The 21,989-nt window shown below is 70.3% G+C and carries 24 protein-coding genes; 16 read left to right on the forward strand and 8 right to left on the reverse strand.

Annotated elements, in window-relative coordinates:
• The first annotated feature begins 93 nt into the window (after positions 1-93).
• Positions 94-1,278, forward strand: coding sequence for an ABC transporter permease (locus HD596_RS15685; RefSeq protein WP_185069949.1), 1,185 nt, complete (start codon positions 94-96; stop codon positions 1,276-1,278).
• A 2-nt stretch (positions 1,279-1,280) separates the two neighbouring features.
• Here the strand turns inward: HD596_RS15685 and HD596_RS15690 are convergent, their stop codons facing one another.
• From HD596_RS15690 to HD596_RS15705, 4 genes are all read right to left on the reverse strand, one after another.
• Entirely contained in the window at positions 1,281-2,021 is a 741-nt protein-coding gene (locus tag HD596_RS15690) for an ABC transporter permease (RefSeq protein WP_185069950.1), read from the reverse strand.
• Complete coding sequence (locus HD596_RS15695; protein ID WP_185069951.1) at positions 2,018-2,908, reverse strand: ABC transporter ATP-binding protein; 891 nt, start codon at positions 2,906-2,908, stop codon at positions 2,018-2,020. The genes HD596_RS15690 and HD596_RS15695 overlap by 4 nt, the downstream gene beginning before the upstream one ends.
• 80 nt (positions 2,909-2,988) lie before the next feature.
• Positions 2,989-3,642: a response regulator gene (locus HD596_RS15700; RefSeq protein WP_313047542.1), complete on the reverse strand. Its 654-nt coding sequence runs from the start codon at positions 3,640-3,642 to the stop codon at positions 2,989-2,991.
• A 2-nt stretch (positions 3,643-3,644) separates the two neighbouring features.
• The gene (locus HD596_RS15705; RefSeq protein WP_185069953.1) at positions 3,645-4,766 is read right to left on the reverse strand and encodes a sensor histidine kinase; all 1,122 of its coding nucleotides are present in this window, start codon (positions 4,764-4,766) and stop codon (positions 3,645-3,647) included.
• Positions 4,767-4,991: 225 nt separating this feature from the next.
• On the opposite strand from HD596_RS15705, the gene HD596_RS15710 reads away from it, so the two are divergent.
• The 9 genes from HD596_RS15710 (at position 4,992) to HD596_RS15750 (ending at position 12,175) form a co-directional block, all read left to right on the forward strand.
• A complete protein-coding gene (locus HD596_RS15710; RefSeq protein ID WP_185069954.1) occupies positions 4,992-6,155 on the forward strand; it encodes an acetoin utilization protein AcuC in 1,164 nt (387 codons plus the stop codon).
• 13 nt (positions 6,156-6,168) lie between these two features.
• Positions 6,169-6,951: a phosphatase gene (locus HD596_RS15715; RefSeq protein ID WP_313044190.1), complete on the forward strand. Its 783-nt coding sequence runs from the start codon at positions 6,169-6,171 to the stop codon at positions 6,949-6,951.
• Between the two features lie 312 nt (positions 6,952-7,263).
• On the forward strand, positions 7,264-7,467 hold the full coding sequence (locus HD596_RS15720) for a helix-turn-helix domain-containing protein (protein WP_026214222.1): 204 nt from the start codon (positions 7,264-7,266) through the stop codon (positions 7,465-7,467).
• A gap of 184 nt (positions 7,468-7,651) precedes the next feature.
• A complete protein-coding gene (locus HD596_RS15725) occupies positions 7,652-7,750 on the forward strand; it encodes a 30S ribosomal protein bS22 (RefSeq protein ID WP_018654693.1) in 99 nt (32 codons plus the stop codon).
• A 22-nt stretch (positions 7,751-7,772) separates the two neighbouring features.
• Positions 7,773-8,768, forward strand: a complete 996-nt coding sequence (locus HD596_RS15730) for an NAD-dependent epimerase/dehydratase family protein (RefSeq protein ID WP_185069956.1) — start codon at positions 7,773-7,775, stop codon at positions 8,766-8,768.
• On the forward strand, positions 8,765-9,667 hold the full coding sequence (locus tag HD596_RS15735) for a lysophospholipid acyltransferase family protein (protein ID WP_221519344.1): 903 nt from the start codon (positions 8,765-8,767) through the stop codon (positions 9,665-9,667). The genes HD596_RS15730 and HD596_RS15735 overlap by 4 nt, the downstream gene beginning before the upstream one ends.
• A 63-nt stretch (positions 9,668-9,730) precedes the next feature.
• Positions 9,731-10,525, forward strand: coding sequence for an SDR family NAD(P)-dependent oxidoreductase (locus HD596_RS15740; RefSeq protein ID WP_185069957.1), 795 nt, complete (start codon positions 9,731-9,733; stop codon positions 10,523-10,525).
• A gap of 58 nt (positions 10,526-10,583) precedes the next feature.
• Positions 10,584-11,162, forward strand: a complete 579-nt coding sequence (locus tag HD596_RS15745; protein ID WP_185069958.1) for an RNA polymerase sigma factor — start codon at positions 10,584-10,586, stop codon at positions 11,160-11,162.
• Positions 11,163-11,164: 2 nt separating this feature from the next.
• A complete protein-coding gene (locus HD596_RS15750) occupies positions 11,165-12,175 on the forward strand; it encodes an LCP family protein (RefSeq protein WP_185069959.1) in 1,011 nt (336 codons plus the stop codon).
• 16 nt (positions 12,176-12,191) lie between these two features.
• Here HD596_RS15750 and HD596_RS15755 read toward each other — a convergent pair whose 3' ends face one another.
• The 3 genes from HD596_RS15755 to HD596_RS15765 are packed head-to-tail and all read right to left on the reverse strand — an operon-like array spanning position 12,192 to position 14,416.
• Positions 12,192-13,067 carry an HAD family hydrolase gene (locus tag HD596_RS15755; RefSeq protein WP_185069960.1) on the reverse strand — a complete coding sequence of 292 codons (876 nt, stop codon included), beginning with the start codon at positions 13,065-13,067 and terminating at the stop codon, positions 12,192-12,194.
• An 18-nt stretch (positions 13,068-13,085) separates the two neighbouring features.
• The gene (locus tag HD596_RS15760; protein WP_185069961.1) at positions 13,086-13,718 is read right to left on the reverse strand and encodes a DUF5667 domain-containing protein; all 633 of its coding nucleotides are present in this window, start codon (positions 13,716-13,718) and stop codon (positions 13,086-13,088) included.
• A 59-nt stretch (positions 13,719-13,777) separates the two neighbouring features.
• Complete coding sequence (locus HD596_RS15765; protein WP_185069962.1) at positions 13,778-14,416, reverse strand: sigma-70 family RNA polymerase sigma factor; 639 nt, start codon at positions 14,414-14,416, stop codon at positions 13,778-13,780.
• A 305-nt stretch (positions 14,417-14,721) separates the two neighbouring features.
• Between HD596_RS15765 and HD596_RS64775 the strand changes: the two genes are divergently transcribed.
• Positions 14,722-16,053 carry a putative quinol monooxygenase gene (locus tag HD596_RS64775; protein WP_185069963.1) on the forward strand — a complete coding sequence of 444 codons (1,332 nt, stop codon included), beginning with the start codon at positions 14,722-14,724 and terminating at the stop codon, positions 16,051-16,053.
• Here HD596_RS64775 and HD596_RS15775 read toward each other — a convergent pair.
• Positions 16,043-16,279 carry a glutaredoxin family protein gene (locus HD596_RS15775; protein ID WP_185069964.1) on the reverse strand — a complete coding sequence of 79 codons (237 nt, stop codon included), beginning with the start codon at positions 16,277-16,279 and terminating at the stop codon, positions 16,043-16,045. The genes HD596_RS64775 and HD596_RS15775 overlap by 11 nt on opposite strands.
• Positions 16,280-16,394: 115 nt before the next feature.
• Between HD596_RS15775 and HD596_RS15780 the strand changes: the two genes are divergently transcribed.
• From HD596_RS15780 to hemB, 5 genes are read left to right on the forward strand one after another with little or no spacing between them, the layout of a single operon-like run.
• Complete coding sequence (locus tag HD596_RS15780; RefSeq protein ID WP_185069965.1) at positions 16,395-17,072, forward strand: redox-sensing transcriptional repressor Rex; 678 nt, start codon at positions 16,395-16,397, stop codon at positions 17,070-17,072.
• Positions 17,069-18,325, forward strand: coding sequence for a glutamyl-tRNA reductase (locus HD596_RS15785; protein WP_185069966.1), 1,257 nt, complete (start codon positions 17,069-17,071; stop codon positions 18,323-18,325). The genes HD596_RS15780 and HD596_RS15785 overlap by 4 nt, the downstream gene beginning before the upstream one ends.
• Positions 18,325-19,236: a hydroxymethylbilane synthase gene (gene hemC / locus HD596_RS15790; RefSeq protein WP_185069967.1), complete on the forward strand. Its 912-nt coding sequence runs from the start codon at positions 18,325-18,327 to the stop codon at positions 19,234-19,236. Before HD596_RS15785 ends, hemC begins: the two co-directional genes overlap by 1 nt.
• Entirely contained in the window at positions 19,233-20,777 is a 1,545-nt protein-coding gene (locus HD596_RS15795; protein ID WP_221519345.1) for a bifunctional uroporphyrinogen-III C-methyltransferase/uroporphyrinogen-III synthase, read from the forward strand. The genes hemC and HD596_RS15795 overlap by 4 nt, the downstream gene beginning before the upstream one ends.
• Positions 20,778-20,816: 39 nt before the next feature.
• The gene (gene hemB / locus HD596_RS15800; protein ID WP_185069968.1) at positions 20,817-21,800 is read left to right on the forward strand and encodes a porphobilinogen synthase; all 984 of its coding nucleotides are present in this window, start codon (positions 20,817-20,819) and stop codon (positions 21,798-21,800) included.
• Positions 21,801-21,989 lie beyond the last annotated feature (189 nt).

Raw genomic sequence — 21,989 nt, forward strand, 5'->3', positions numbered from 1 at the left:
CCTGGACTGAGGAGCGCAGGGAGCGAAGCGACCGGAGCGACGAGGGAAGGCGGCGGCACGAAGGCGACCGAGCGCGCCGAACGGAGTGAGGCCATGAACACGGGTGAAGCGCTGGCGATGGCGCTCGAAGCCCTGCGGGTGAACCGGCTGCGTAGCGCGCTGACCATGCTGGGCGTGATCATCGGCGTGCTGGCCGTGGTGGTCCTGGTGGCCATCGGCACCGGCGCGAAGGACGAGATCGAGAAGCAGATCTCGGGTCTCGGCACGAACATCATCCTCGTCGTCCCCGGCCGCATCAGCCTCGGCGCCGCCCCGACGCAGAGCAAGCTGGGCCTGGCCGACGTCGCCTACCTGCGGCGGGTGGTGGGCGACCCGTCGAAGGTGACGGTCTCGCTGCAGTCGGGCGAGACCGTACGCGTCGGCAGGGCCGAGGCGTTCGTCACGGTGATCGGCACCGACCAGAACCTCGTCAACATCTTCGAGCGCCCCCTGGACAAGGGTCGCCCGCTGAGCGAGACCGACGTGGACACCCGGCGCAGGGTGGCGGTGCTCGGCTCGGAGGTGGCCGACCGGCTGTTCGGCGACCTGGACCCGATCGGGCGGCAGGTGACGGTGGCCGGGGCCAGGTTCCGCGTGGTGGGCGTGTACGCCGAGATCGGGCAGACGTTCGGGCTCTCCCGCGACCAGGAGATCCACATCCCGGTGACGACGGCGCAGCGGCTGCTCGGGATCGAGCGGATCAACGGGCTGGCGGTCGGCGCGTCCGGGCCGGACGAGATCGATCCGCTGTCGGAGAAGGTGACCGCGGCGCTGCGGGCGCGGTATCCGGGCGAGCAGTTCTCGGCGGTCACGCAGACCGCGCTGCTCGGCACGATCGGCAGCGTGCTCGGCATGCTCACCGGCGTGCTGGCCGCCATCGCGGGCATCTCGCTGCTGGTCGGCGGCGTCGGCGTGTCGAACATCATGCTGGTCAGCGTCCGCGAGCGCACCCGGGAGATCGGGCTGCGCAAGGCTCTGGGGGCCAGGCAGCGCGACATCCTCGCCCAGTTCCTCATCGAGGCGGTGCTGCTGACCACGATCGGCGGGCTCGCCGGGATCGTGCTCGGCGTGGGCGGCGCGCTGGCCATCGCGGCGTTCACCGAGGTGCCGGCATCGATCACGTGGTGGTCGATCGCGTTGGCGTTCGGGGTGTCGGCGGCGGTCGGGGTGTTCTTCGGCGTGGCGCCGGCGCGGAGGGCGGGCCGGCTGGATCCCGTCGTCGCCCTCCGCGCCGAGTGATCTCAGGCGTCCCGCTTCCGCATCAGGACGGCCCCCGCGACCATCGCGATCACGACCCAGACGAGGTAGACGCCGAACCCGTTCCACGGGCCGAGCGAGCTGCCGCCCCGGGGCATCACGATCTGGGAGCCGGCGTTGGTGGTGAAGTAGTCGGACACGGTCTTGCCCCACTGCCCGGGCAGCATGGTCGTCACCTGCGGCAGGACCAGCATCAGCGCGATGGCCGAGACGATCGCGCCCGGCGTGTGCCGGACGAGCGTGCCCAGCCCCAGCCCGAACAGCCCGCAGGCGGTCAGGTAGAGGCCGCCCCCGAGCACGGCCTGGACCACGTCACCCGTCTCCAGCGCCGGCGGCTGTATGACGGTCAGGCTGACGAGGACCGAGGCCCCGGACGCGACCGTGGAGACGACCAGGGACACCAGCGTGAACACCACGATCTTGCCGGCCAGCAGGCTCATACGCTTGGGCACGGCCATCAGCGACGTGCGGATGCCGCCCGTGCGGTACTCGCTGGAGATGACCAGCACGCCCAGCGTGGCCATGGACACCGAGGCGAACATGGTGCCGACCAGCCCCATCATGAGCGCCTGCGATGCGTCGATCGGCCCGTCGGCCGAGTTCTTCGCGGCGACGCTGATGAGCGTGCCCATGCCCAGCATCAGCAGCGCGGTGACGGCCAGCGTCCACACCGTCGAGCGGACCGAGCGGATCTTGGTCCATTCGGACCTGAGGATGTCGATCATGACGAGAACTCCAGGCTGTCCTTGGTGAGCTCCATGTAGGCCGCTTCGAGCGAGGGCTGCACGAACGTCAGCTCCTCCAGGGGGATCCCGGCCCGCGCGGTGAGGGTGCCGATCTCGAGCGTGCTCATCGCGGTCACGCGCAGGTGGTCGGGGTGCAGCTCGCCGACCTTGACCAGGTCGGCCACCTCGGCCAGGCGGGGTGAGCGGACCCGTACGTACCCCTGCGAGCTGCGCCCGATGAACTCCCGCACGCTCGTGTCGGCGATGAGCCGCCCCTTGCCGATCACGATCAGGTGGTCGGCCGTCTGCGCCATCTCGCTCATCAGGTGGCTGGAGACGAACACGGTCCTGCCCTCGGCGGCCAGCTTGCGCATGAACGTGCGGATCCACAGGATGCCGTCGGGGTCGAGCCCGTTGACGGGCTCGTCGAAGATCAGGATCTCCGGGTCGCCGAGCAGCGCCGCGGCGATGCCCAGCCGCTGCGACATGCCCAGCGAGAAGCCGCCGACCCGCCGCCTGGCCACCTCGCGCAGGCCCACCGCGTCCAGCACCTCGCTGACGCGGCCGGCGGGGATGCCGTTGCTCTGGGCGATGGCCAGCAGGTGGTTGTACGCGCTCCGCCCGCCGTGCACGGCCTTGGCGTCCAGCAGCGCGCCCACCTTGCGCAGCGGATGCCTCAGCTCCCCGTACGGCCGGCCGTCCACGAGCACCGAACCGCCGGACGGCCGGTCGAGCCCGAGGATCATGCGCATGGTCGTCGATTTGCCGGCCCCGTTCGGACCCAGGAATCCGGTCACCTGGCCCGGCTCGACGTCGAAGGAGAGGTCTGAGACGGCCGCGGTGCCGCCGTAGCGCTTGCTCAGGTTCGTGGCTCGTATCGCGCTCATGATCCCAGCGTGCCGTCGCCCGCGCCCGGTTTCCTCCTGCCCGGGAACCGTCTCCGGAGAGGGGGTCTGGGAGCGTGGTCCTACTCTCCTGGGCGGATCAGCGCCGCCTCGTAGGCCACGATCACGGCCTGCGCCCGGTCCCTGACGCCGATCTTGGCGAACAGGCTCGTCACGTGGTTCTTGACGGTCGAGGGGGAGACGGACAGGTCCTGGGCGATCTCGGTGTTGGACCGGCCGCGGGCGATCAGCACGAGGATCTCCCGCTCGCGGTCGGTCAGCCCGTCCAGCTCGGCGGGCACCGGCCGCGGCCGGGAGGCGTGGACGAACGTGCCGATCAAACGGGTCAGCAGGCGCGGCGCGACGGCCGACTCGCCCCGGTGCACCACGCGTACGCCCTCGATGAGCTCCTCGGGGGAGACGTCCTTGGGCAGGAACCCGCCGGCGCCCGCCCTGAGCGCCGCGACCACGTTCTCGTCCAGGTCGAACGTGCTCAGCGCGAGCACCCGCACCTCCGGCAGCTCCGCGGTGATCAGCTCGGTCGCGCGCACCCCGTCGAGGCCCGGCATGTGCAGGTCCATCAGCACCACGTCGGGCCGCAGCCGCCGGCACAGCTCCACCGCCTCGGCCCCGTCCGCGGCCTCGCCGACCACGCCGAGGTCGGGCTGCGCGTCGAGCATCAGCCGGAAGCCCTTGCGGACCAGCTCGTGGTCGTCGGCCAGCAGTACCTTGATGATCTTCACGGTGTCTCCAGGGGGATGCGGGCGTGCACGCGGAAGCCTCCTTCTGGGCGGGGCCCGGTCGACAGCTGGCCGCCGCATAACGCCACCCGCTCGGCCATGCCGCCGAGCCCGAACCCCGGCGCGCCGCCGCTCGCCGCCAGCCCGTCGTCCACCACCTCGACCTCCACGGCCTGGGGCTCGTACGCCAGCCGCACGCTCGCCCTGGCGCTGGTCGCGTGCTTGCGGGTGTTGGTCAGCGCCTCCTGCACGATCCGGTAGACGGCGTGGTCGACGGTCGCGGGCAGGGCGACGGGCTCGCCCGTCACGATCAGGCTGGCGGGCAGCCCCGCCGACTTCGCCTCCTTGATCAACGAGGGTAGCCGGTCCGCCCCCACCCCCGTCGCGGCGTCCGGGCCCTCGCTGCCGTCGGCCCTGAGCACGTCCAGCAGCCGGCGCATCTCCGACATCGCCTGCCGGGCGGTCTGCTCGGCGCTCTCCAGGGCGTTCCTGGTGACCTCCTGCTCGGGCGGGAGCGTCGCCCGCGCGCCGCCGACCAGGGCGTTGATGACGGTGATGTGGTGGGCGACCACGTCGTGCAGCTCCCTGGCGATGCGCCGCCGCTCGGCGCGCACGGCCGCGTCGGCGGCCTCCCGGCGGCCGCGCTCGGCGAGCTCGGTCCTGAGCCGGACGATCAGCCCGATCCCCACGGGCACGCCGACGGAGAACAGGGAGACCACCCAGCCGCCGGTGAACTGCCTGAGCACTTCCGCCGCCGCCGAGTACCCGGCGAACACCGCCACCGTCGTGATCGCGGTGGTGCGGCCCGCGGTGTAGCGGCCCACGCTGTAGAGCGCGACGGACGCGGCCACGCCGGTGTTCACCGCCGTCGCGGAGGCGATGCTCGCGACGTCCACCACGGTCACCAGCGCGACGGTGACGAGCGGCCTGCGGCGGCGCATGAGCAGGAACGGCATGCCCGCCAGGTAGAACACCGCGCCACGGACGGATTCCAGGTCGCCCCGGGGAAGCATGAAGAGCAGCGCGATCAGGCCGGGAAGCGAGAGCACGGCCACCAGAGCCGTGTCGAAGACCCTGGGACGTCTGAAGTAGCGCACGATCTTGAGGAAGGTTCGCCGCACGCTACGACCCTAATCACGAAATTTCTAGATCGGCCGGTTGGCCCTGGACTACAACGTCGCGTCTGCCCTGGGGTAACGTCGGCCCCAAGCGCGCGAGGGAGCGCCGTCGCCTGGACTGAGGAGTGGCGGGAGCGCAGCGACCAGAGCGACGAGGGAAGGCGACGGCTCCCCGGCGACCGAGCCCGCCTCCACGCAGTGGAGGCCATGAACGCGAAGAGGATACGGATGAGCCGGTCGGCGCGGGTGATCTGGGACGACGCTCTCACCTCCTACAACTTCGGCCCGAGCCATCCGCTCGCCCCCGTGCGCGTGGAGCTGACCATGGCGCTCGCCCGCGCGCTCGGCGTGCTCGACAAGGTGGAGGTCGCCGGCTGCGCGCCCGCGACGGACGCCGAGCTGGCCATGGTCCACGACCCCGGCTACGTGGAGGCCGTCAAGCGCGTGTCGGCCTCGGGGCATCCCGACCTCGGCGCCGGGCTCGGCACGTCGGACAACCCCGCATTCCAGGGCGTGCACGAGGCCTCCGCGCTGATCGCCGGCGCGTCGCTGGCCGCCGCCCGCTCGGTCTGGGAGGGGACGGCCGAGCACGCGGTCAACGTCGCGGGCGGCCTGCACCACGCGATGGCGGCCACGGCCAGCGGCTTCTGCGTCTACAACGATCCCGCGCTGGCCATCGCCTGGCTGCTCAGGCAGGGGGCCGGCCGCATCGCGTACGTGGACGTGGACGTCCACCACGGCGACGGTGTCCAGGCGGCCTTCTTCGACGACCCCAGGGTCCTGACGATCAGCCTGCACGAGAGCCCGCGCACGCTGTTCCCGGGCACCGGCTTCCCGGAGGAGACCGGGGCGGAGGGCACGGCCGTCAACGTCGCGCTCCCGGCGGGGACCGGCGACTCGGGGTGGCTGCGGGCCTTCCACGCGGTCGTGCCGCCGCTGCTGCACGAGTTCAGGCCGGAGATCCTGGTCACCCAGCACGGCTGCGACAGCCACGCGCTCGACCCCCTGGCCAACCTGATGCTCAGCGTCGACGGCCAGCGGGCCGCGTACGCCGCCCTGCACCGCCTGGCCCACGAGACCGCCGGCGGCCGGTGGATCGCCACCGGCGGCGGCGGTTACGAGCTGGTGCAGGTGGTGCCGCGGGCGTGGACCCATCTCATCGCCGAGCTGGCGGGTCACCCGATCGATCCGGCCACGCCGACGAGCCAGAGCTGGCGCCAGTTCGTCAGGGAACGGACGGGCGAGACGCCGCCGCTCACGATGACGGACGGTCGCAATCCGGAATTTTGTGACATCTCTGGTGGTTATGACCCAGCGGACCCCATTGACCGTGCTGTCATGGCGACCCGCCATGCGGTGTTCCCCCTGCACGGCCTCGATCCAATGCCCTAACGAGGAAAGTGCTGTGCTTAGCCGCGACCAACTACGAGAGCACCTTGTCCGGACTCGAATAGCCGGCGACGTCGCGACCCCCCGAGAGAACAACCTCGACCACTACAGTTCGCTCGCCAACGGCGATCCGCACTACAAGCTGGGCCTGACCTTCGACCAGCCGTGGTCGTACCGCGACATCCTGGCGCTGATGGCCAAGTCGGCCGGCGTGGTCCCCGACCCCGACCACCGCTGGGGCCAGGACACCATCGACCCCGACCTGACGATCGACGCGCTCGACGACATGGCCGAGTCCATCGCCGCCGTGCTGTCGCGCGAGAACCCGCGCGTCCTGCTCGCCACCGGGCACCCCACCGGGCTGCTCGCCGTGCACCTGCCGCTGGCGCGGCTCTGCGCCGAGCGCGGGGCCGAGCTGCTCGCGCCGGGCGAGGGATGGTCGTACTCCGGGGCCAATTTCGGGCGTCGGCGGAAGATCCGTTACTTGCAGGACGTCGCCATGCTCGACGACCGGGGCGCGTTCGTGCACACCCACGACGCCACGCCCATGTGCCACATGATCGACGAGCTCGGCGGGGAGCTTCCGGACCTCGTGATCGCCGACCACGGCTGGGCGGGAGCGGCGGGAGAGGCCGGTGCGCACACAGTGGCGTTCGCCGACAGCAACGACCCCGGGCTCTTCCTCGGCGAGGCCGAAGGGAAGATTGACGTGGTCGTGCCGCTCGATGACAATGTGCTACCGCGCTTTTACGCTCCGCTGACGGAGCGGATCGTCACTCAGGTCTCACGAGCCCTTTGAGTCGAATTCGGTCCTCCCGATACCGTCTTTTCGCGCCTGCATTCCAAGAGGCTCGCTGTCCCTTTGCCAACTTTTGATGGGGCTCCGGCGACTCTTATGTGTGGCAACTTGGACAGTTCCAACGTCCAGGTGAGGTGCTCTGCCCGGCTGCTCACCAGCGATTTCGCTGGTTCGGCTGACAGGCGGCTCCGGCGACTGAGAAACTAGGGGGTTTGCGCACCCGGAGTCCCGACTTACGCTGACGGCAGTACACGTGCGTGAGCAATGGCACCAGTGGGGATAACCCGGAAACACGTGCGGAAGAGGCGTCCGATGGGTGCAGGCGAAAGACCTCTCAGCGAGGTGAAGTTCCTGACCGTCGCGGAAGTGGCGACGGTCATGAGGGTGTCCAAGATGACGGTGTACCGGCTCGTCCACTCTGGCGAGTTGCCGGCCATCCGTGTCGGCCGCTCGTTCAGGGTGCCTGAGCAGGCGGTACACGACTATCTGCGGGAGGCCTACATCGAGGCAGGCTGAAGTAGCGATGTGACCCGTCATGTCGTGAATGTCGTGAAAGCTGTCCCGGGCGGGGCCCGGCCGCCGGAAGGCGCGACCGGGCTCTCACCCCCCGGTGGGGCGATCCACCGTCGATCGCCGGTAGTCTGTGAGCCGGTGTGCGCTCGCACTCCGGTCAGACTTGCTATCAGTACCTGGGGGTCCCGTGGGCTCTGTGATCAAGAAGCGCCGCAAGCGGATGGCTAAGAAGAAGCACCGCAAGCTGCTCAAGAAGACGCGCATCCAGCGGCGTAACAAGAAGTAACTTACGCAGCTGCGAGGCGCTGATGACCCACACCGTGCTGGTCACCGGGGTCTCGCGCCACATCGGCGCCCGGGTGGCGAGCGTTCTCTCGTCCGACCCGGACATCAGCCGCGTCATTGGAGTTGACACCGTGCCGCCCCCCTGGCTTACGCGGGACGGCGGCATCTCTCTCGGCCGGACTGAGTTCGTCCGGGTGGATTTGCGCAGCCCTGACATCGCTCAGGTGATCGCGGCTGCCGACATCGACACCGTTGTGCACATGAGCCTGGTCAGCGCTCCGTCAAGGAGCGGTGGCAGGGTCGCCATGAAAGAGCACAACGTGATCGGCACCATGCAACTGCTCGGTGCCTGCCAGCGGTCGGCGACCGTGCGGCGCGTGGTGGTCCGCTCCACCACCGCCGTCTACGGCTCGTCACCGCGGGATCCCGCGGTGTTCACCGAGGACCTGGAGCCCCACGACGGCCCCACCCACGGCTACGCCAAGGACGCGGTCGAGGTCGAGGGCTACGTCCGGGGCTTCGCCCGGCGCCGTCCCGACGTGACGGTGTCGATGCTGCGCTTCGCCAACTTCATGGGTCCCGGCGTCGACTCGCCGCTGACTCGTTACTTCACCCAGCCGGTGCTGCCGACCGTGTTCGGCTTCGACCCGCGACTGCAGTTCATCCACGAGGACGACGCGGTCGAGGTGTTGCGCCGGATGGCGACCGAAGACCACCCCGGCACGTTCAACGTGGCCGGGGCGGGCGTGCTGCTGCTGTCGCAGTGCGCCAGGCGGGCGGGCCGGCCTTCGATGCCGCTGCCCTCGCCCGCGTTCAAGGTGCTGGGCAACGCCGTACGCAGGATCGGGCTGGTCGAATACTCGCCCGAGCAGGTCAGGCTGATGTGCCATGGCCGCGCGGTCGACACCTCCGCGCTGGAGGCGGCGCTCGGCTGGAAGCCCAAGTTCACGACCGGGGCGGCGTTCGACGACTTCCTGCGCTCGCACGGCCTGCACTCGCTCGGAGGTGTGCGGAGTTGAGCGTTCCCCAGGAGCATGAGGACGCCGTGGTGATCCCGATCAGCGCGGCGCCGTCGTTCGCGGAGCCCGATCGGGTGGCCAGGCTGCTGGCCTTCCTGCGCAGGCGCGTCGAAGGCGACTACGAGGTCGACGAGTTCGGCTACGACGCCGAGCTGACCGACAAGGTGGTCCTGGAGCTGATCAGGCCGCTCTACACCGACTGGTTCAGGGTGGAGACGGTCCAGCTGAAGAACATCCCCGACGAGGGCGGGGCGCTGGTCGTCGCCAACCACTCGGGCACGCTGCCGGTCGACGCGCTGATGCTGCAGGTGGCCCTGCACGACGAGGCCGGCCGGCCGCTGCGGCTGCTCGGCGCCGACCTGGTCTACCAGCTCCCGGTGCTCAGCCACCTGGCCCGCAAGACCGGCCACACGCTGGCCTGCCCCGAGGACGCCGACCGGCTGCTGCGCAAGGGCGAGCTGGTCGGGGTGTTTCCCGAGGGCTTCAAGGGCGTCGGCAAGTCGTTCGGCGACCGCTACAGGCTGCAGCGGTTCGGCCGCGGCGGCTTCGTGGCCTCGGCCATCCGCGCGGGGGTGCCGATCGTGCCCACCGCGATCGTCGGGGCCGAGGAGATCTATCCCAAGATCGGCGATCTGAAGTTCCTGGCCAGGATGCTCGGGCTGCCCTATCTGCCGATCACGCCGTTCTTCCCGCTGCTCGGGCCGCTCGGGCTGGTGCCGCTGCCGTCCAAGTGGATGATCGAGTTCGGCGAGCCGATCCGCACCGACGAGTACGAGCCGTCCGCGGCCGACGACCCGATGCTGGTCTTCAACCTCACCGACCACGTACGCGAGGTCATCCAGCAGATGCTCCACGAGCTGCGGCTGCGCCGAGGGCACGCCTTCCCGCCCTTCGTGTGAAACCTGCGGGGCGCCTCCGGTGTTCAACGGGCGACAAGTTCGCCGAACATCGTGAGGAATCCCATGGATCTTCAGCTTTCCGGCCGCGTCGCCGTCGTCACCGGCGCGTCCAAGGGCATCGGACTGGCCGTGGCCACCACCCTGGCCGAGGAGGGCGCCCACGTCGTGGCGGCCTCGCGGACCCGTACCGACGCGCTGCCCGACAAGGTCGTGCACGTGGCCGCCGACCTGATGGACCCCGAGGCGCCCGCGCGGGTCGTGGCGCGGGCCGTGGAGGAGTTCGGCGGGGTGGACATCCTGGTCAACAACGCGGGCGGCCCGCCGCCCGGGGTGACGCTGCCGCGTGCCGGGTTCCTGACGCCCTCCGACGAGGACTGGGCGGCCATGTTCGAGTTCAACCTGTTCTCGGTCGTCCGCATGATCCGGTCGGTCCTGCCCGTCATGCTGGAGCGGGGCGGCGGCTCGATCGTCAACGTCTCCTCCACCATGAGCAGGCAGGCCGGCCCCGTCAACGTCGACTACGGCGCCGCCAAGGCGGCCGTCAACCAGCTCACCAAGGCCCTCTCGGAGGAGTACGGGCCCCAGGGCGTCAGGGTCAACACGGTGATGCCCGGCGCGGTGCTGACGGACTGGTGGACCAAGGAGGGCGGCGCGGCCGAGGTCTTCGCGGGCATGGCGGGCTCCGACAAGGAGAGCGTGATCGCCGAGGTCGCGCCTGCCATGATGAAGCTGGTCACGGGGCGGCTCATCCACCCGCAGGAGATCGCCGACGCGGTCGCCCTGCTCGCGTCCCCGCGGTCCGGCAGCACCACCGGCGCCGAGTTCGTGATCGACGGCGGTCAGCTCAAAGAAATATGAACCCTTTGAGTGGGTTGTGGCGAGACATCCGTGACCGATCCCCCACCGAAGGGCGGAGATGATCACGCAACCCGCCACCAGGGGTGCGGATGCGGAGCTGGTGAGCGCCTCGTGGACCGAACCCGAGGCGTTCGCCGAGCTCTTCGACCGCTACTCCGCGATGCTCTACCGGTACGTCTCCAAACGCCTCGGCCCCGAGCCGGCCGAGGACCTCGTCGGCGAGACGTTCCTGGTCGCCTTCTCGCGCAGGAAGAGCTACGACCTGGCCTACCCGGACGCCCGGCCGTGGCTCTTCGGCATCCTCACCAAGCTCATCTCCCGGCACCACCGCAAGGAGGCGGCCCGCTACCGGGCCCTCCTGCGCGCCCCTGTCGATTCCGACGTGGAGTCGCCCGCGGACCGGGTGGCCGCCGGGGTCACCGCCCAGGCCGTCCGTGCCGAGCTGGCCGGGGCCCTCGCGGCGCTGCCCGCCAAGGACCGGGACGTGCTGCTGCTCATCGCCTGGGGCGATCTCACGTACGAGGAGGTCGGGCGGGCGCTCGGCATCCCCATCGGGACCGTGCGCTCCCGCCTCAACAGGGGCAGGCGGAAGGTGCGGGCCGCACTCGGCGACACCAACCCCATGGAGGAGGAGTGACGATGGACGACCTGAAGCTGCTCCGGGACCTCGGGGAGGAGATCGGGCACGAGCCGCCCGCGACGCTCGCCCGCCAGCGCGAACGCCTGCTGCGCGCCCGTCCCCGCCGCCGGTGGGCCGGCTGGTGGACGGCGGGGCTGGTCGCGGTGGCCACGGCCGGCGCCGTCGCCGTGCCCGCGGTGCTCGTCAGCGGCCGCCCCACGGCCGCGCCGCCCGCCGGCTCGCAGGCCGTGGACATGAGCGGCACGCGGAACGTGCTGGTGATCGGCTCCGACACGCGCGAGGGCGACGGCAACGCCACGTACGGCCCCGCGCTGGCCAGGCAGAACGCCGGCAAGCGGTCCGACACCATCATGATCGTCAACATCCCGGCCGACCGCGGCCGCGCCACCGTCGTCAGCGTGCCGCGCGACTCGATGGTCCAGATCTCCCGCTGCGGCTCGTCGCCCGCGCGGTTCGACATGATCAACTCCGCGTACAACACCGGCGGGGTGGGCTGTCTCAAGCGCACCCTGGAGTCCCTGACCGGGCTGCGGATCCAGCACTCGGTGGAGGTGGACTTCACGGGCTTCAAGGGCATGGTGGACGCGCTGGGGGGCGTCGAGGTCACGCTGCCCAAGGCCGTGGACGACAAGGCGGCCAAGCTCAAGCTGCCGGCCGGCAAGCAGCTGCTGAACGGGGAGGCCGCGCTGGGCTACGTGCGGCTGCGGCACTACGGCGACGGGTCGGACGTCCAGCGGATGAAGCGGCAGCAGACCCTCGTGCTGGCGATGCTGAAGAAGGCCCGGTCGGGGCTGTCCTCGCCCGAGCGGCTCAAGCCGTTCCTGGAGGAGGTGCGCAAGTCGGTCAAGACCGACCTGAACCTGGACTCGATGTACGAGCTGGCCACCGAGCTGTCCGGCACCAAGCTGCACTTCACGACGGTCCCGTGGATGCCGTACCCGGAGGACAGGAACCGCCTGCAGTGGAGACAACCGGACGCGGCCCAGCTCTTCAAGCGCCTCGGAGGGTGAGGACTCGCCGTAACGGCTAGATCGAGTTGCGATAGTGGCGGCGCAGCGCGATGCCGGCGGCGATGCCGCCGGCTATGGCGCCCACGCCGGCCGCGATGGGCAGGGCCGTCAGGGTGGCCTTGCGGCCGGTGCGGAAGTCCTTGATGGGCCAGTCGTGCTTCCTGGCGTGCTCCCGCAGCTCGCTGTCCGGGTTGATGGCCACCGCCGAGCCCACCAGCGACAGCATGGGCAGGTCGTTGGCCGAGTCGCTGTAGGCCGTGCAGCGGGTCAGGTCGAGCCCCTCGCGGCGGGCCAGGGCCCGCACCGCCTCCGCCTTGGCGGGGCCGTGCAGGAGGTCGCCCACCAGGCGTCCGGTGTAGATCCCGTCGCGGGTCTCCGCGACCGTGCCGAGGGCGCCGGTCAGGCCGAGCCGCTGCGCGATCACGCGGGCCAGCTCCACGGGGGTGGCGGTGACGAGCCAGACGCGCTGGCCGGCGTCCAGGTGGCTCTGGGCGAGGGAACGGGTGCCGCCCCAGATGCGGTCGGCCATGACCTCGTCGTAGATGTCCTCGCCGAGGCGTACGACGTCGTCGACCTTGGCCCCCGCCACGAACGCCAGCGCCGTCTCCCTGGCGACCGCGATGTGCTCGGGGTTCTCGTTGCCGCGCAGCCTGAACACGGCCTGCCCGATCGCGAACTTCATCAGGTCGGACGTCGTGAACATGCCCCGCGTCGCCAGCCCCCTGGCGAAGTGGTAGATCGAGGCCCCGCGCATCATCGTGTTGTCCACGTCGAAGAACGCCGCCGCCTGCAGGTCCGGCTCGACCGGGGCGACGGTGGCCGCCGCCTGCGCCGCGGCCTCGCCGGCGGCCTCGGGCGCCACCTCGTGTCGTCGTCGAATTAGCCGCCACATGGCGCTCAGCTTACTTTCCTAGTCAGGCGCGACCAGACCCTCGATGTAGTCAAGGTATCCCTCCGCCTGGGCAAGTTGTGGGTCGTCGAGCTGGGTGAGTATCGGCCCGACCACCTTCTTCTGGTCGCGGGCGAAGGTCTTGATCTTAGGGGAGCGCGGCTCGGCCCGCTCCAGCCTGCTGATGCCCGAGCGCGTCGACTCCTCCATGTCCTTCAGCGTCTTGCCGACCAGCGTGCCGCCCTCGGCCGAGCCGAGCAGGGTGGCGACCTCCTTGGCCCGGGTCTTGGCCGAGTCGAGCTCGCGTTCGCCGCGTTCGGCGTCGTCGGTGCTGAGACGGACGAGCGTGCTCTCCGCGGCGCGCTTGAGCGGGTACAGGGAGTCCCCCGGCACCGACTGGTACGTGGCGAAGGAGGAGATCATCATGGCCGCCGCCAGCCCCAGCGTGGCCAGCTGCGACAGCAGCGGCCGCCGGCGCGCCGGACGGCGGCGGGCGGGCGTGTCCGGCTGGGACGCGTCCATGAGCGCGCCGGACAGGAGCTCCGCGCGCAGGCGCTCGCGGAAGGCGGGCTCGGGCATGCCCCCCAGCGGCAGGCTGCGCAGCTCCGCGAGGTGCTCGAGCACGAGCTCCCGCTCCCTGCGCGCCCTACCCATGACAGCTCCCTGACTGATCCGGCAGTGACATCTGAACAACGAGGTGCGGATGGGGGAAGTTACGCCAGATCGTGCTTAAGTGCCCTGGCCAGCGCCCGGACGGCGCGGAACTGCAGCGCTTTGATCGCTCCACTCTTCTTCCCCATGATCAGCGCGGTTTCCGCGAGCGAGAGGCCGTGCAGGAAGCGCAGGACCACACACTCCTGCTGCTCGGGATTGAGATCTCGGACGGCACGCAGCACCCTGTCGTTGATGATGGCGTTGACCACGGCGTTCTCAGGGATGTGCGAGCCGTCGAGGGGTACGTCGATGATCTCGCCCGTCGGGATCTCCAGCCGGTAGCGACCGGACTTGAAGTGGTCGGTGACCAGGTTCCTGGCGATGGTCACGAGCCAGGCGCCGAAGTCGCGCCCCTGCCACGTGAAGTCGCCGATCCTGCGCAGCGCGCGCAGGAAGGTCTCGCTGGTGAGGTCCTCGGCTAATTGGTGTGACCCCACGCGGAAGTAGATGTAGCGGTAGACGAGGTCCACATACCGGTCGTAGAGCGTGCCAAAGGAATCGGTGCAGCCACTTTTGGCATGCAGCACCAGCGTGCGGATGTCGTCGGGCACTTCTTCGCGCACGGCGGGCTCGCCCGTCCGGGCAGGCACAGCGACCGCTGGTGCAAGCAGCCCGGCGAACGGTGACGAGTCAGGCATCCGGTATCCCTAGGGGTAAGGGGTGCGGCGTGCTCGAACACTCTAGAAATCAACCGGAAATTCCACAATCCACAGCTTGCTGGCATGACTAGGCGTAATCGGCAGATACCGTGTCTCCCGACCCCGTTCCCTCTTCGGCTACCGGCTTGGAGGCATTGTCCGGCAGCATTGGAGTCACCATGGAGATCCTCGTTGCTGTCATAGCTTTCGCCGGTGCGCTCCTGGCCGCGATCGCGGTGGGCGCCCTGATTCAACGACTTCGCGACGAGCCTGAGGGGTGGTTGATCGCCTGGACCGTTGCAGTCGTGTCTCTTTGCCTGTCACTGGCCGTGATCGGCATCGGATACGTCTTCGGGTTCGGCTCGGTCACGTTCCGGATCTACCAGATCACCGGATCGCTGCTGGCGCCGCTCTGGCTGGCCGTCGGCATGGTCCAGCTGCTGGCGGAGAAGGTGCCGCCGAGGTTCCTCGCCTGGCTGGGCGGCATCGCCCTGACGATCGTGTCGGTGGCCATCCTCGTCTTCGACCCGCTCAAGAGCGAGGAGCTGGGCAAGTCGCTGCCGGTCGCCGCCAACTTCTGGGCGATCATCCCCGACAAGCTGCTGCTCGGCGTGCACGTCGTCGACGTCCTGATCATGCTCGGCATGCTCGTCGTGGCGGGGGTCAAGTGGCGCCAGGGCGACGAGTACGACACCGACAACCTGCACGCGTCGGCGGTCATCGTCCCCTCGGGGATGGCGCTGGTGGGCGCGATGAGGTTCACGGTGCCGGCGCTGTTCACCACGGCGCTGCTCGCCGTGGCCGCCGCGGCCGTCTGGTACACCGTGCTGCGGCCCCTGGCGCCGTACGAGGACGACGACGAGGACGACTTCGACTCCGACCGCGACGAGCGCCCTTCGCGCCGCGACGATCGCTCTCAGCGCCGCGAGGAGCGCGCGCGGCACCACGACGAGCGCCCCATGTTCCCCGAAGAGGCGCCCGTGCAGCCCCCGCACGGCCCCAGGGGCATGCCTGAGCCCGTTCCCGGCGGTCCCGGGCTCCCGCCCTCCCCGGCGCGCAGGTCGTCGGGCCTGGGCGATCTGGTGGCCGAATACCGCGCGGGCGACCAGGGGGTCGACTACGCCGCGCGCATGGCGCCGCCGCCCGACTCGGGGCCCTCGACCGGCTACATCATGAACGGCGCGCCGCCCGCCCCGCAGGCGCCGCCCCAGCGCCCCGACTTCGCGATGCCGGGGACCGGCGCGGTCTACCCGGGCGCCGAGCTGTTCTCACCCGCCCCGCAACAGCAACCCGGTTCCGGCAAGCTCTCACCGACGATCTACGGCCTGCTCACCGTCTTCACGATCATGGACGGGGCCGGGGAGGCGTTCGACCGGCTGGCCGAGGCGACCGTCGAGGCCGTGCGCCGCGGCGAGCCCGACACGCTCGTGTACGCCTGCCACGCGGTCAAGTCGGCCCCCCTGCAGCGCATCGTCTACGAGCTCTACCGCGACGAGGTCGCCTACCGCGACCACCAGCGCCAGCCCCATGTCGAGAGGTTCCTCAACGAGCGGCAGGCGATGGTGCTGGCCACCAACGTCATCGAGCTCAACGTCAACGCCGCGAAGGTGGTGCCGCTCCCGACGGCTATGTTCTGAGGGCCGCCCGCAGCCGGGTCTCGTCGACCCGCCAGAAGTCGTGCTGCACACCGTCGATCAGCGTGACCGGGATCATCTCCCAGTACTTCTCCTGAAGCTCCTCGGAGGACTCGATACTGATCTCCTCCCACGGCACCCCCAGCTCGCCCGCCACCTTGGCGATGATCTCTCGCGCGTCCTCACAAAGGTGACAGCCGGGCTTCCCGAGCAACGTGATGCGATGCATAGGCACACGCTACCGCCGCGACTTTGTGCATCGGTTCACAAAGGGATTAACCTGAAAGACGGTTCGATTCCGTTCACGCGGTCCCCACACCGCCCGTCCCCTGGAGCTCCGGCACGTGAAGAGCCCGTCCCAGCCCCGTGACCGCGGCATACCCGAGGCGACGGTCGCCAGGCTTCCGTTGTACCTCCGGGCGCTGCACGGGATGGCCGAGCGGGGCATCGCGACCGTCAGCTCAGAGGACCTGGCCGTCGCCGCCGGCGTCAACTCGGCCAAGCTCCGCAAGGATCTGTCACACCTCGGCTCGTACGGCACGCGCGGCGTAGGCTATGACGTCGAGTACCTCGTCTACCAGATCTCCCGCGAGCTCGGCCTGACGCAGGACTGGGCGGTCGCGATCGTCGGAGTCGGTAACCTCGGCCGCGCGCTGGCCAACTACGGCGGCTTCGTCTCCAGGGGCTTCCGGGTCGCGGCACTCGTGGACGCCGACCCCGAAGTCGTGGGCGACACCATCGCGGGGTTGAATGTTGAGCACATCGACGAACTGGAAGCCGTCATCAAGCGGCGTGGAGTCTCGATCGTGGTACTGGCGACACCGGCGGCAGCGGCGCAGGAAGTGTGCGATCGTGTGATTTCCGTGGGCGTGACCAGCATCCTGAACTTCGCCCCAGTTGTGCTTTCCGTCCCGGACGGCGTCGATGTCCGTAAAGTCGACCTATCTATCGAACTGCAGATTCTCGCGTTCCACGAGCAACGCAAGGCTGGGGGGCCACTCATGGCGGTGGACAGTCAATGAGTGTTCTGGCTATCGGACTCAGCCACCGGACCGCTCCGGTGGCGCTTTTGGAGCGCGTCTCGGTCACGGGTGACGCGCTCGCCAAACTCCTCTACGACGTGCAGCAGGATCCCTGCGTCGCGGAGGCCATGGTGGTCTCGACCTGCAACAGGGTCGAGGTCTACGTCACGGTCGACCGCTTCCACGCCGCCGTCACCGCCGTCACCGGCCTGCTCGGCGTCCACTCGGGCGTCCCGGTCGAGGAGCTGACGCCGCACCTGTACGTGCACTACGAGGAGCGGGCCGTCGAGCACCTGTTCTCCATGGTGTGCGGGCTCGACTCCATGGTCGTGGGCGAGGGCCAGATCCTCGGCCAGGTCCGCCAGGCGCTCAAGCTGGCGCAGCGCCACGGCACCGTCGGCGCCACCCTCAACGAGCTGGTCCAGCAGGCGCTGCGGGTCGGCAAGCGGGCGCACCACGAGACCGGCATCGACAAGGCGGGCGCCTCCCTCGTCTCCGCCGGCCTGGCCCTGGCGGGCGACCTGGCCGGGCGGCGGGCGCTGGTGGTCGGGGCGGGCTCCATGAGCTCGCTGGCCGCCGTCACGCTGGCGCGCGCCGGGGTCACCGACATCGTGGTGGCCAACCGTACGTACGAGCGCGGCGCGCGGCTGGCCGAGTCCGTCGGCGGCCGGGCGGTGGGCTTCGCCGCCGTGGCCGACGAGCTGGCCGGGGCCGACATCGTCATCACCTGCACGGGCGCCGGGCGGCACGTCATCACGCCCGGCATGCTGAGCCGGCCCGCGTTCCTGCTGGACCTGGCGCTGCCGCACGACATCGACCCGGGCGTCCGGGCCGTGCCCGGCATTACGCTGGTGGATCTGGAGACCATCCAGGAGTCCGGGATCGGCTCCCGCGGCGGCGACGCCGTCGAGTCCGTCCGCGCGCTCGTGGCCGAGGAGCTGCGCGCCTACCTCGACGCGGAGCGGGCCGCCAGGGTCACCCCGACCGTGGTGGCGCTGCGCAGCAAGGCGGCGAGCGTGGTCGAGTCGGAGCTCGGCCGCCTGCTCATGCGGGTGCCCGACCTCGACGAGAAGGCGCGCGACGAGGTCGCCATGACCGTGCAGCGGGTCGTCGACAAGCTGCTCCACGAGCCCACCGTGCGTGTCAAGCAACTCGCCACCTGCCCAGGCGGCGATCATTATGCGGAAGCGCTGCGTGAGCTGTTCAATCTCGATCCGAAGATGCCCGAGGCCGTGAGGGAGGTGGAGCTGTGATGTGGGCGGCTCTGCGGCTGGGGACGCGCCGGAGCCTGATGGCCACCACGCAGTCCCAGATGGTGGCCGACGACTACACGCGGCTCACGGGGCGCGCGGTCGAACTGGTGGGCGTCACGACGTTCGGCGACGTGACCAAGGCCCACCTCGCGCAGCTCGGCGGCACGGGCGTGTTCGTCAGCGCGCTGCGCGACAAGCTCATGGAGGACGAGGTCGACTTCGCCGTCCATTCGCTGAAGGACCTGCCGACCAAGCAGGACCCGCGCTTCACGCTGGCGGCGATCCCGGCCCGGCACGACCACCGCGACGCGCTGGTCGGCCCGCACAAGTTCGCCGACCTGCCGCCCGGCGCCCGGGTCGGCACCGGATCGCCGCGCCGGATCGCCATGCTGAGCGCGCTGCGGCCCGACCTGGAGTACGTCCCGATCCGCGGCAACGCCGACACGCGTATCGGCAAGGTAACCTCAGGTGAGCTCGACGCGGTCGTGCTGGCCTCGGCCGGCCTGACCAGGATCGGCCGTGACGCCGAAATCGCACAGATCTTCGAGGTGGAGGAGTTGCTGCCGGCTCCCGGTCAGGGTGCGCTGGCCGTGGAGTGCAGGTCCGACAGGGCCGACCTCATCGAGTTCCTGAGCGTTCTCGACGACCCGCGCACGCGCTCCGCGGTGGCCGCCGAGCGAGCCGTACTGGCGGCTCTCGAGGCTGGTTGCGCCGCTCCGGTGGGTGCTTTCGCGGTCGATGACGGGCACACTCTGAACCTGACCGCCGTGGTCGTCGCCATCGACGGCCGCGAGGCGGTCCGCAAGTCCACCGCCGGATCTCCTTCGGAGGCCGCGAACCTGGGCCGCCGCCTGGCGACCGAGATGATCGCCGAAGGAGCCGACAGATTGATGGGGGAGCATTCCCATTGAGCTCCGATAGTCCAACCTCCGGATTCGTCGCGTTCGTGGGCGCGGGACCCGGCGATCCCAACCTGCTCACGCTCCGAGCCGCCGAGCTGCTCGGCAAGGCCGACGCCGTGGTGCTCGGCGACGAATCACACCGCCCGCTGCTGCGCCACTGCCGCGAAGGCGTCGAGGTCGTCGAGGACGACCTGATCAAGCGGGCCAAGCACGGGCAGCTCGTCGTGCGCCTGTGCGAGGGCGACCCGATGCTGTTCTCCTCGATCACCGAGGAGGTCGCGGCCTGCGCCGCGGCGGAGGTGGACTTCGAGATCGTTCCCGGCGTGCCGCCCGCGACCGCCGTGCTCACCTATGCGGGCATCCCGGCCGCGAGCGGCGTCCCCGAGTTCCGCGTCGTGGACGCCGCGCAGGAGCAGGACTGGGCCGTGCACGCCGCCTGCCGCGGCACCCTGGTGATCTACAACGGCATCGGCGACGCCGTGGCCATCGGCAAGGCGCTCATCGCGGGCGGCAAGCCCGACACCACGCCCGTCGCGGTCAGCAGCGGCGGCACCACCACCGAGCAGTACACCGTCGTGTCCTCGCTCGGCCGGCTCCAGCCCGACCTCAAGCACGCCGGGTTCACCGAGCCGGCGCTCATGGTGGTCGGCGAGGCCGTGGGTCTGCGTGACAAGCTGTCGTGGTTCGAGACCAAGCCGCTGTTCGGCTGGCGGGTGCTGGTGCCCCGCACCAAGGAGCAGTCGCGCAGCCTGTCCGAGCAGCTCGTCGCGTACGGCGCGGTGCCCGAGGAGGTGCCGACCATCTCGGTCGAGCCGCCCCGGACGCCGCAGCAGATGGATCGCGCGATCAAGGGGCTCGTCACGGGCCGCTACGAGTGGGTGGCCTTCACCAGCGCCAACGCGGTCAAGGCGGTGCGCGAGAAGTTCGAGGAGTACGGCCTCGACGCGCGGGCCTTCGCCGGGCTGAAGGTGGCGGCCGTGGGCGACGCGACCGCGCGGGCCCTGGTCGAGTTCGGGGTCAAACCCGACCTGCTGCCGTCGGGGGAGCAGTCCTCCGAGGGGCTGGTGGCCGAGTGGCCGCCCTACGACTCGATGCTCGACCCGATCAACCGGGTGCTGCTGCCGCGGGCCGACATCTCCACCGACACGCTGGTGGCCGGGCTCACCGAGCTGGGCTGGGAGTGCGACGACGTCACCGCGTACCGCACCGTGCGGGCCGCGCCGCCGCCCGCGCCCATCCGCGAGGCGATCAAGGGCGGCGGCTTCGACGCCGTGCTCTTCACGTCCTCGTCCACCGTGCGCAACCTGGTGGGCATCGCGGGCAAGCCGCACAACGTCACGGTGATCGCGGTCATCGGGCCGCAGACGGCCAAGACGGCCGAGGAGTTCGGGCTCCGGGTGGACGTGATGGCCGACAAGCCGTCGGCCTCCGCCCTGGCCGCCGCGGTGGCCGAGTACGGGGCCAAGCAGCGCCAGGCGGCGCTGGCGGCGGGCGACACCCCGCGCCGGCCGTCGCAGAACCGCCGGGGCGCCAGGAGAAGAGCCAGGTGAAGTCTTAGTCTTCGCGATCTCGCGATTGAGGAGTGGCGTATGTCCGCGCAGTATCCTGTGGCCCGGCCGCGGCGGCTGCGTCGCAGCCCCGCCCTGCGCCGGATGGTGGCGGGCACCAGGTTGCACGCCGCCGACCTGATCCTGCCCGCGTTCGTCAAGGAGGGCATCACCGAGCCGCACCCCGTGGCCTCCATGCCGGGTGTCTTCCAGCACACCCGCGACTCGCTGCGCAAGGCCGCGCACGAGGCGGCGGAGGCGGGCGTCGGCGGGATCATCCTGTTCGGGATCCCCGCGGTGAAGGACGCGCGGGGCTCGGCCGCCGACGATCCCGACGGGATCCTGCAGGTGGCGCTGCGTGAGGTGAACGCCGAGGTCGGCGACGCGGTCGTGGTCATGGCCGACACCTGCCTCGACGAGTTCACCGACCACGGGCACTGCGGGATCCTCACCCCGTCCGGCGACGTGGACAACGACGCCACGCTGGAGCGCTACGCCTCGATCGCGGTGGCCCAGGCCGCCGCGGGGGCGCAGGTGGTGGCGCCGAGCGGGATGATGGACGGCCAGGTGGGGGCGATCCGCTCGGCCCTGGACGGGGCCGGCTATGGAAACATCCCGATCTTGGCTTATTCGGTGAAGTACGCCTCCGCCTTCTTCGGGCCGTTCCGCGAGGCCGCCGAGTGCGCCCCGCAGTTCGGCGACCGCAGCACCCACCAGCAGGACCCCGCCGGGTTGGTGGAGGAGGCGCTGCGCGAGGTCCGGCTCGACCTCGCCGAGGGCGCCGACGCCGTCATGGTCAAGCCGGCGCTGGCCTATCTCGACGTCATCACCCGCGTGCGTGACGAGGTGGACGTCCCGGTGGCGGCGTACCAGGTGAGCGGCGAGTACGCCATGATCGAGGCGGCCGCGGCCAACGGCTGGGTGGACCGGGACCGCATGATCAACGAATCGCTGGTCGCGATCAAGCGTGCCGGGGCCGACCTGATCCTCACGTACTGGGCGACGGAAGTGGCGCGGCGCATCTGATCGGTGAGCTTCCGCTCGCGTGCCGCGATGGATGTCCTCGCTTCGTTTACGGATCCATCGCGGCTAACCAAGGGGTTTCCCGTCAACTGCTGTGACGTGTGCGTTAGAGTGCGATAACAAGTGCTGGTGTGTCCCGCGTGGCGCGTATGGCTGCCCGGAGCCGGGACCTCTTCGGGCACTGGGGACTCG

This window comes from Nonomuraea jabiensis, assembly GCF_014204795.1.
GTDB lineage: Bacteria > Actinomycetota > Actinomycetes > Streptosporangiales > Streptosporangiaceae > Nonomuraea > Nonomuraea jabiensis.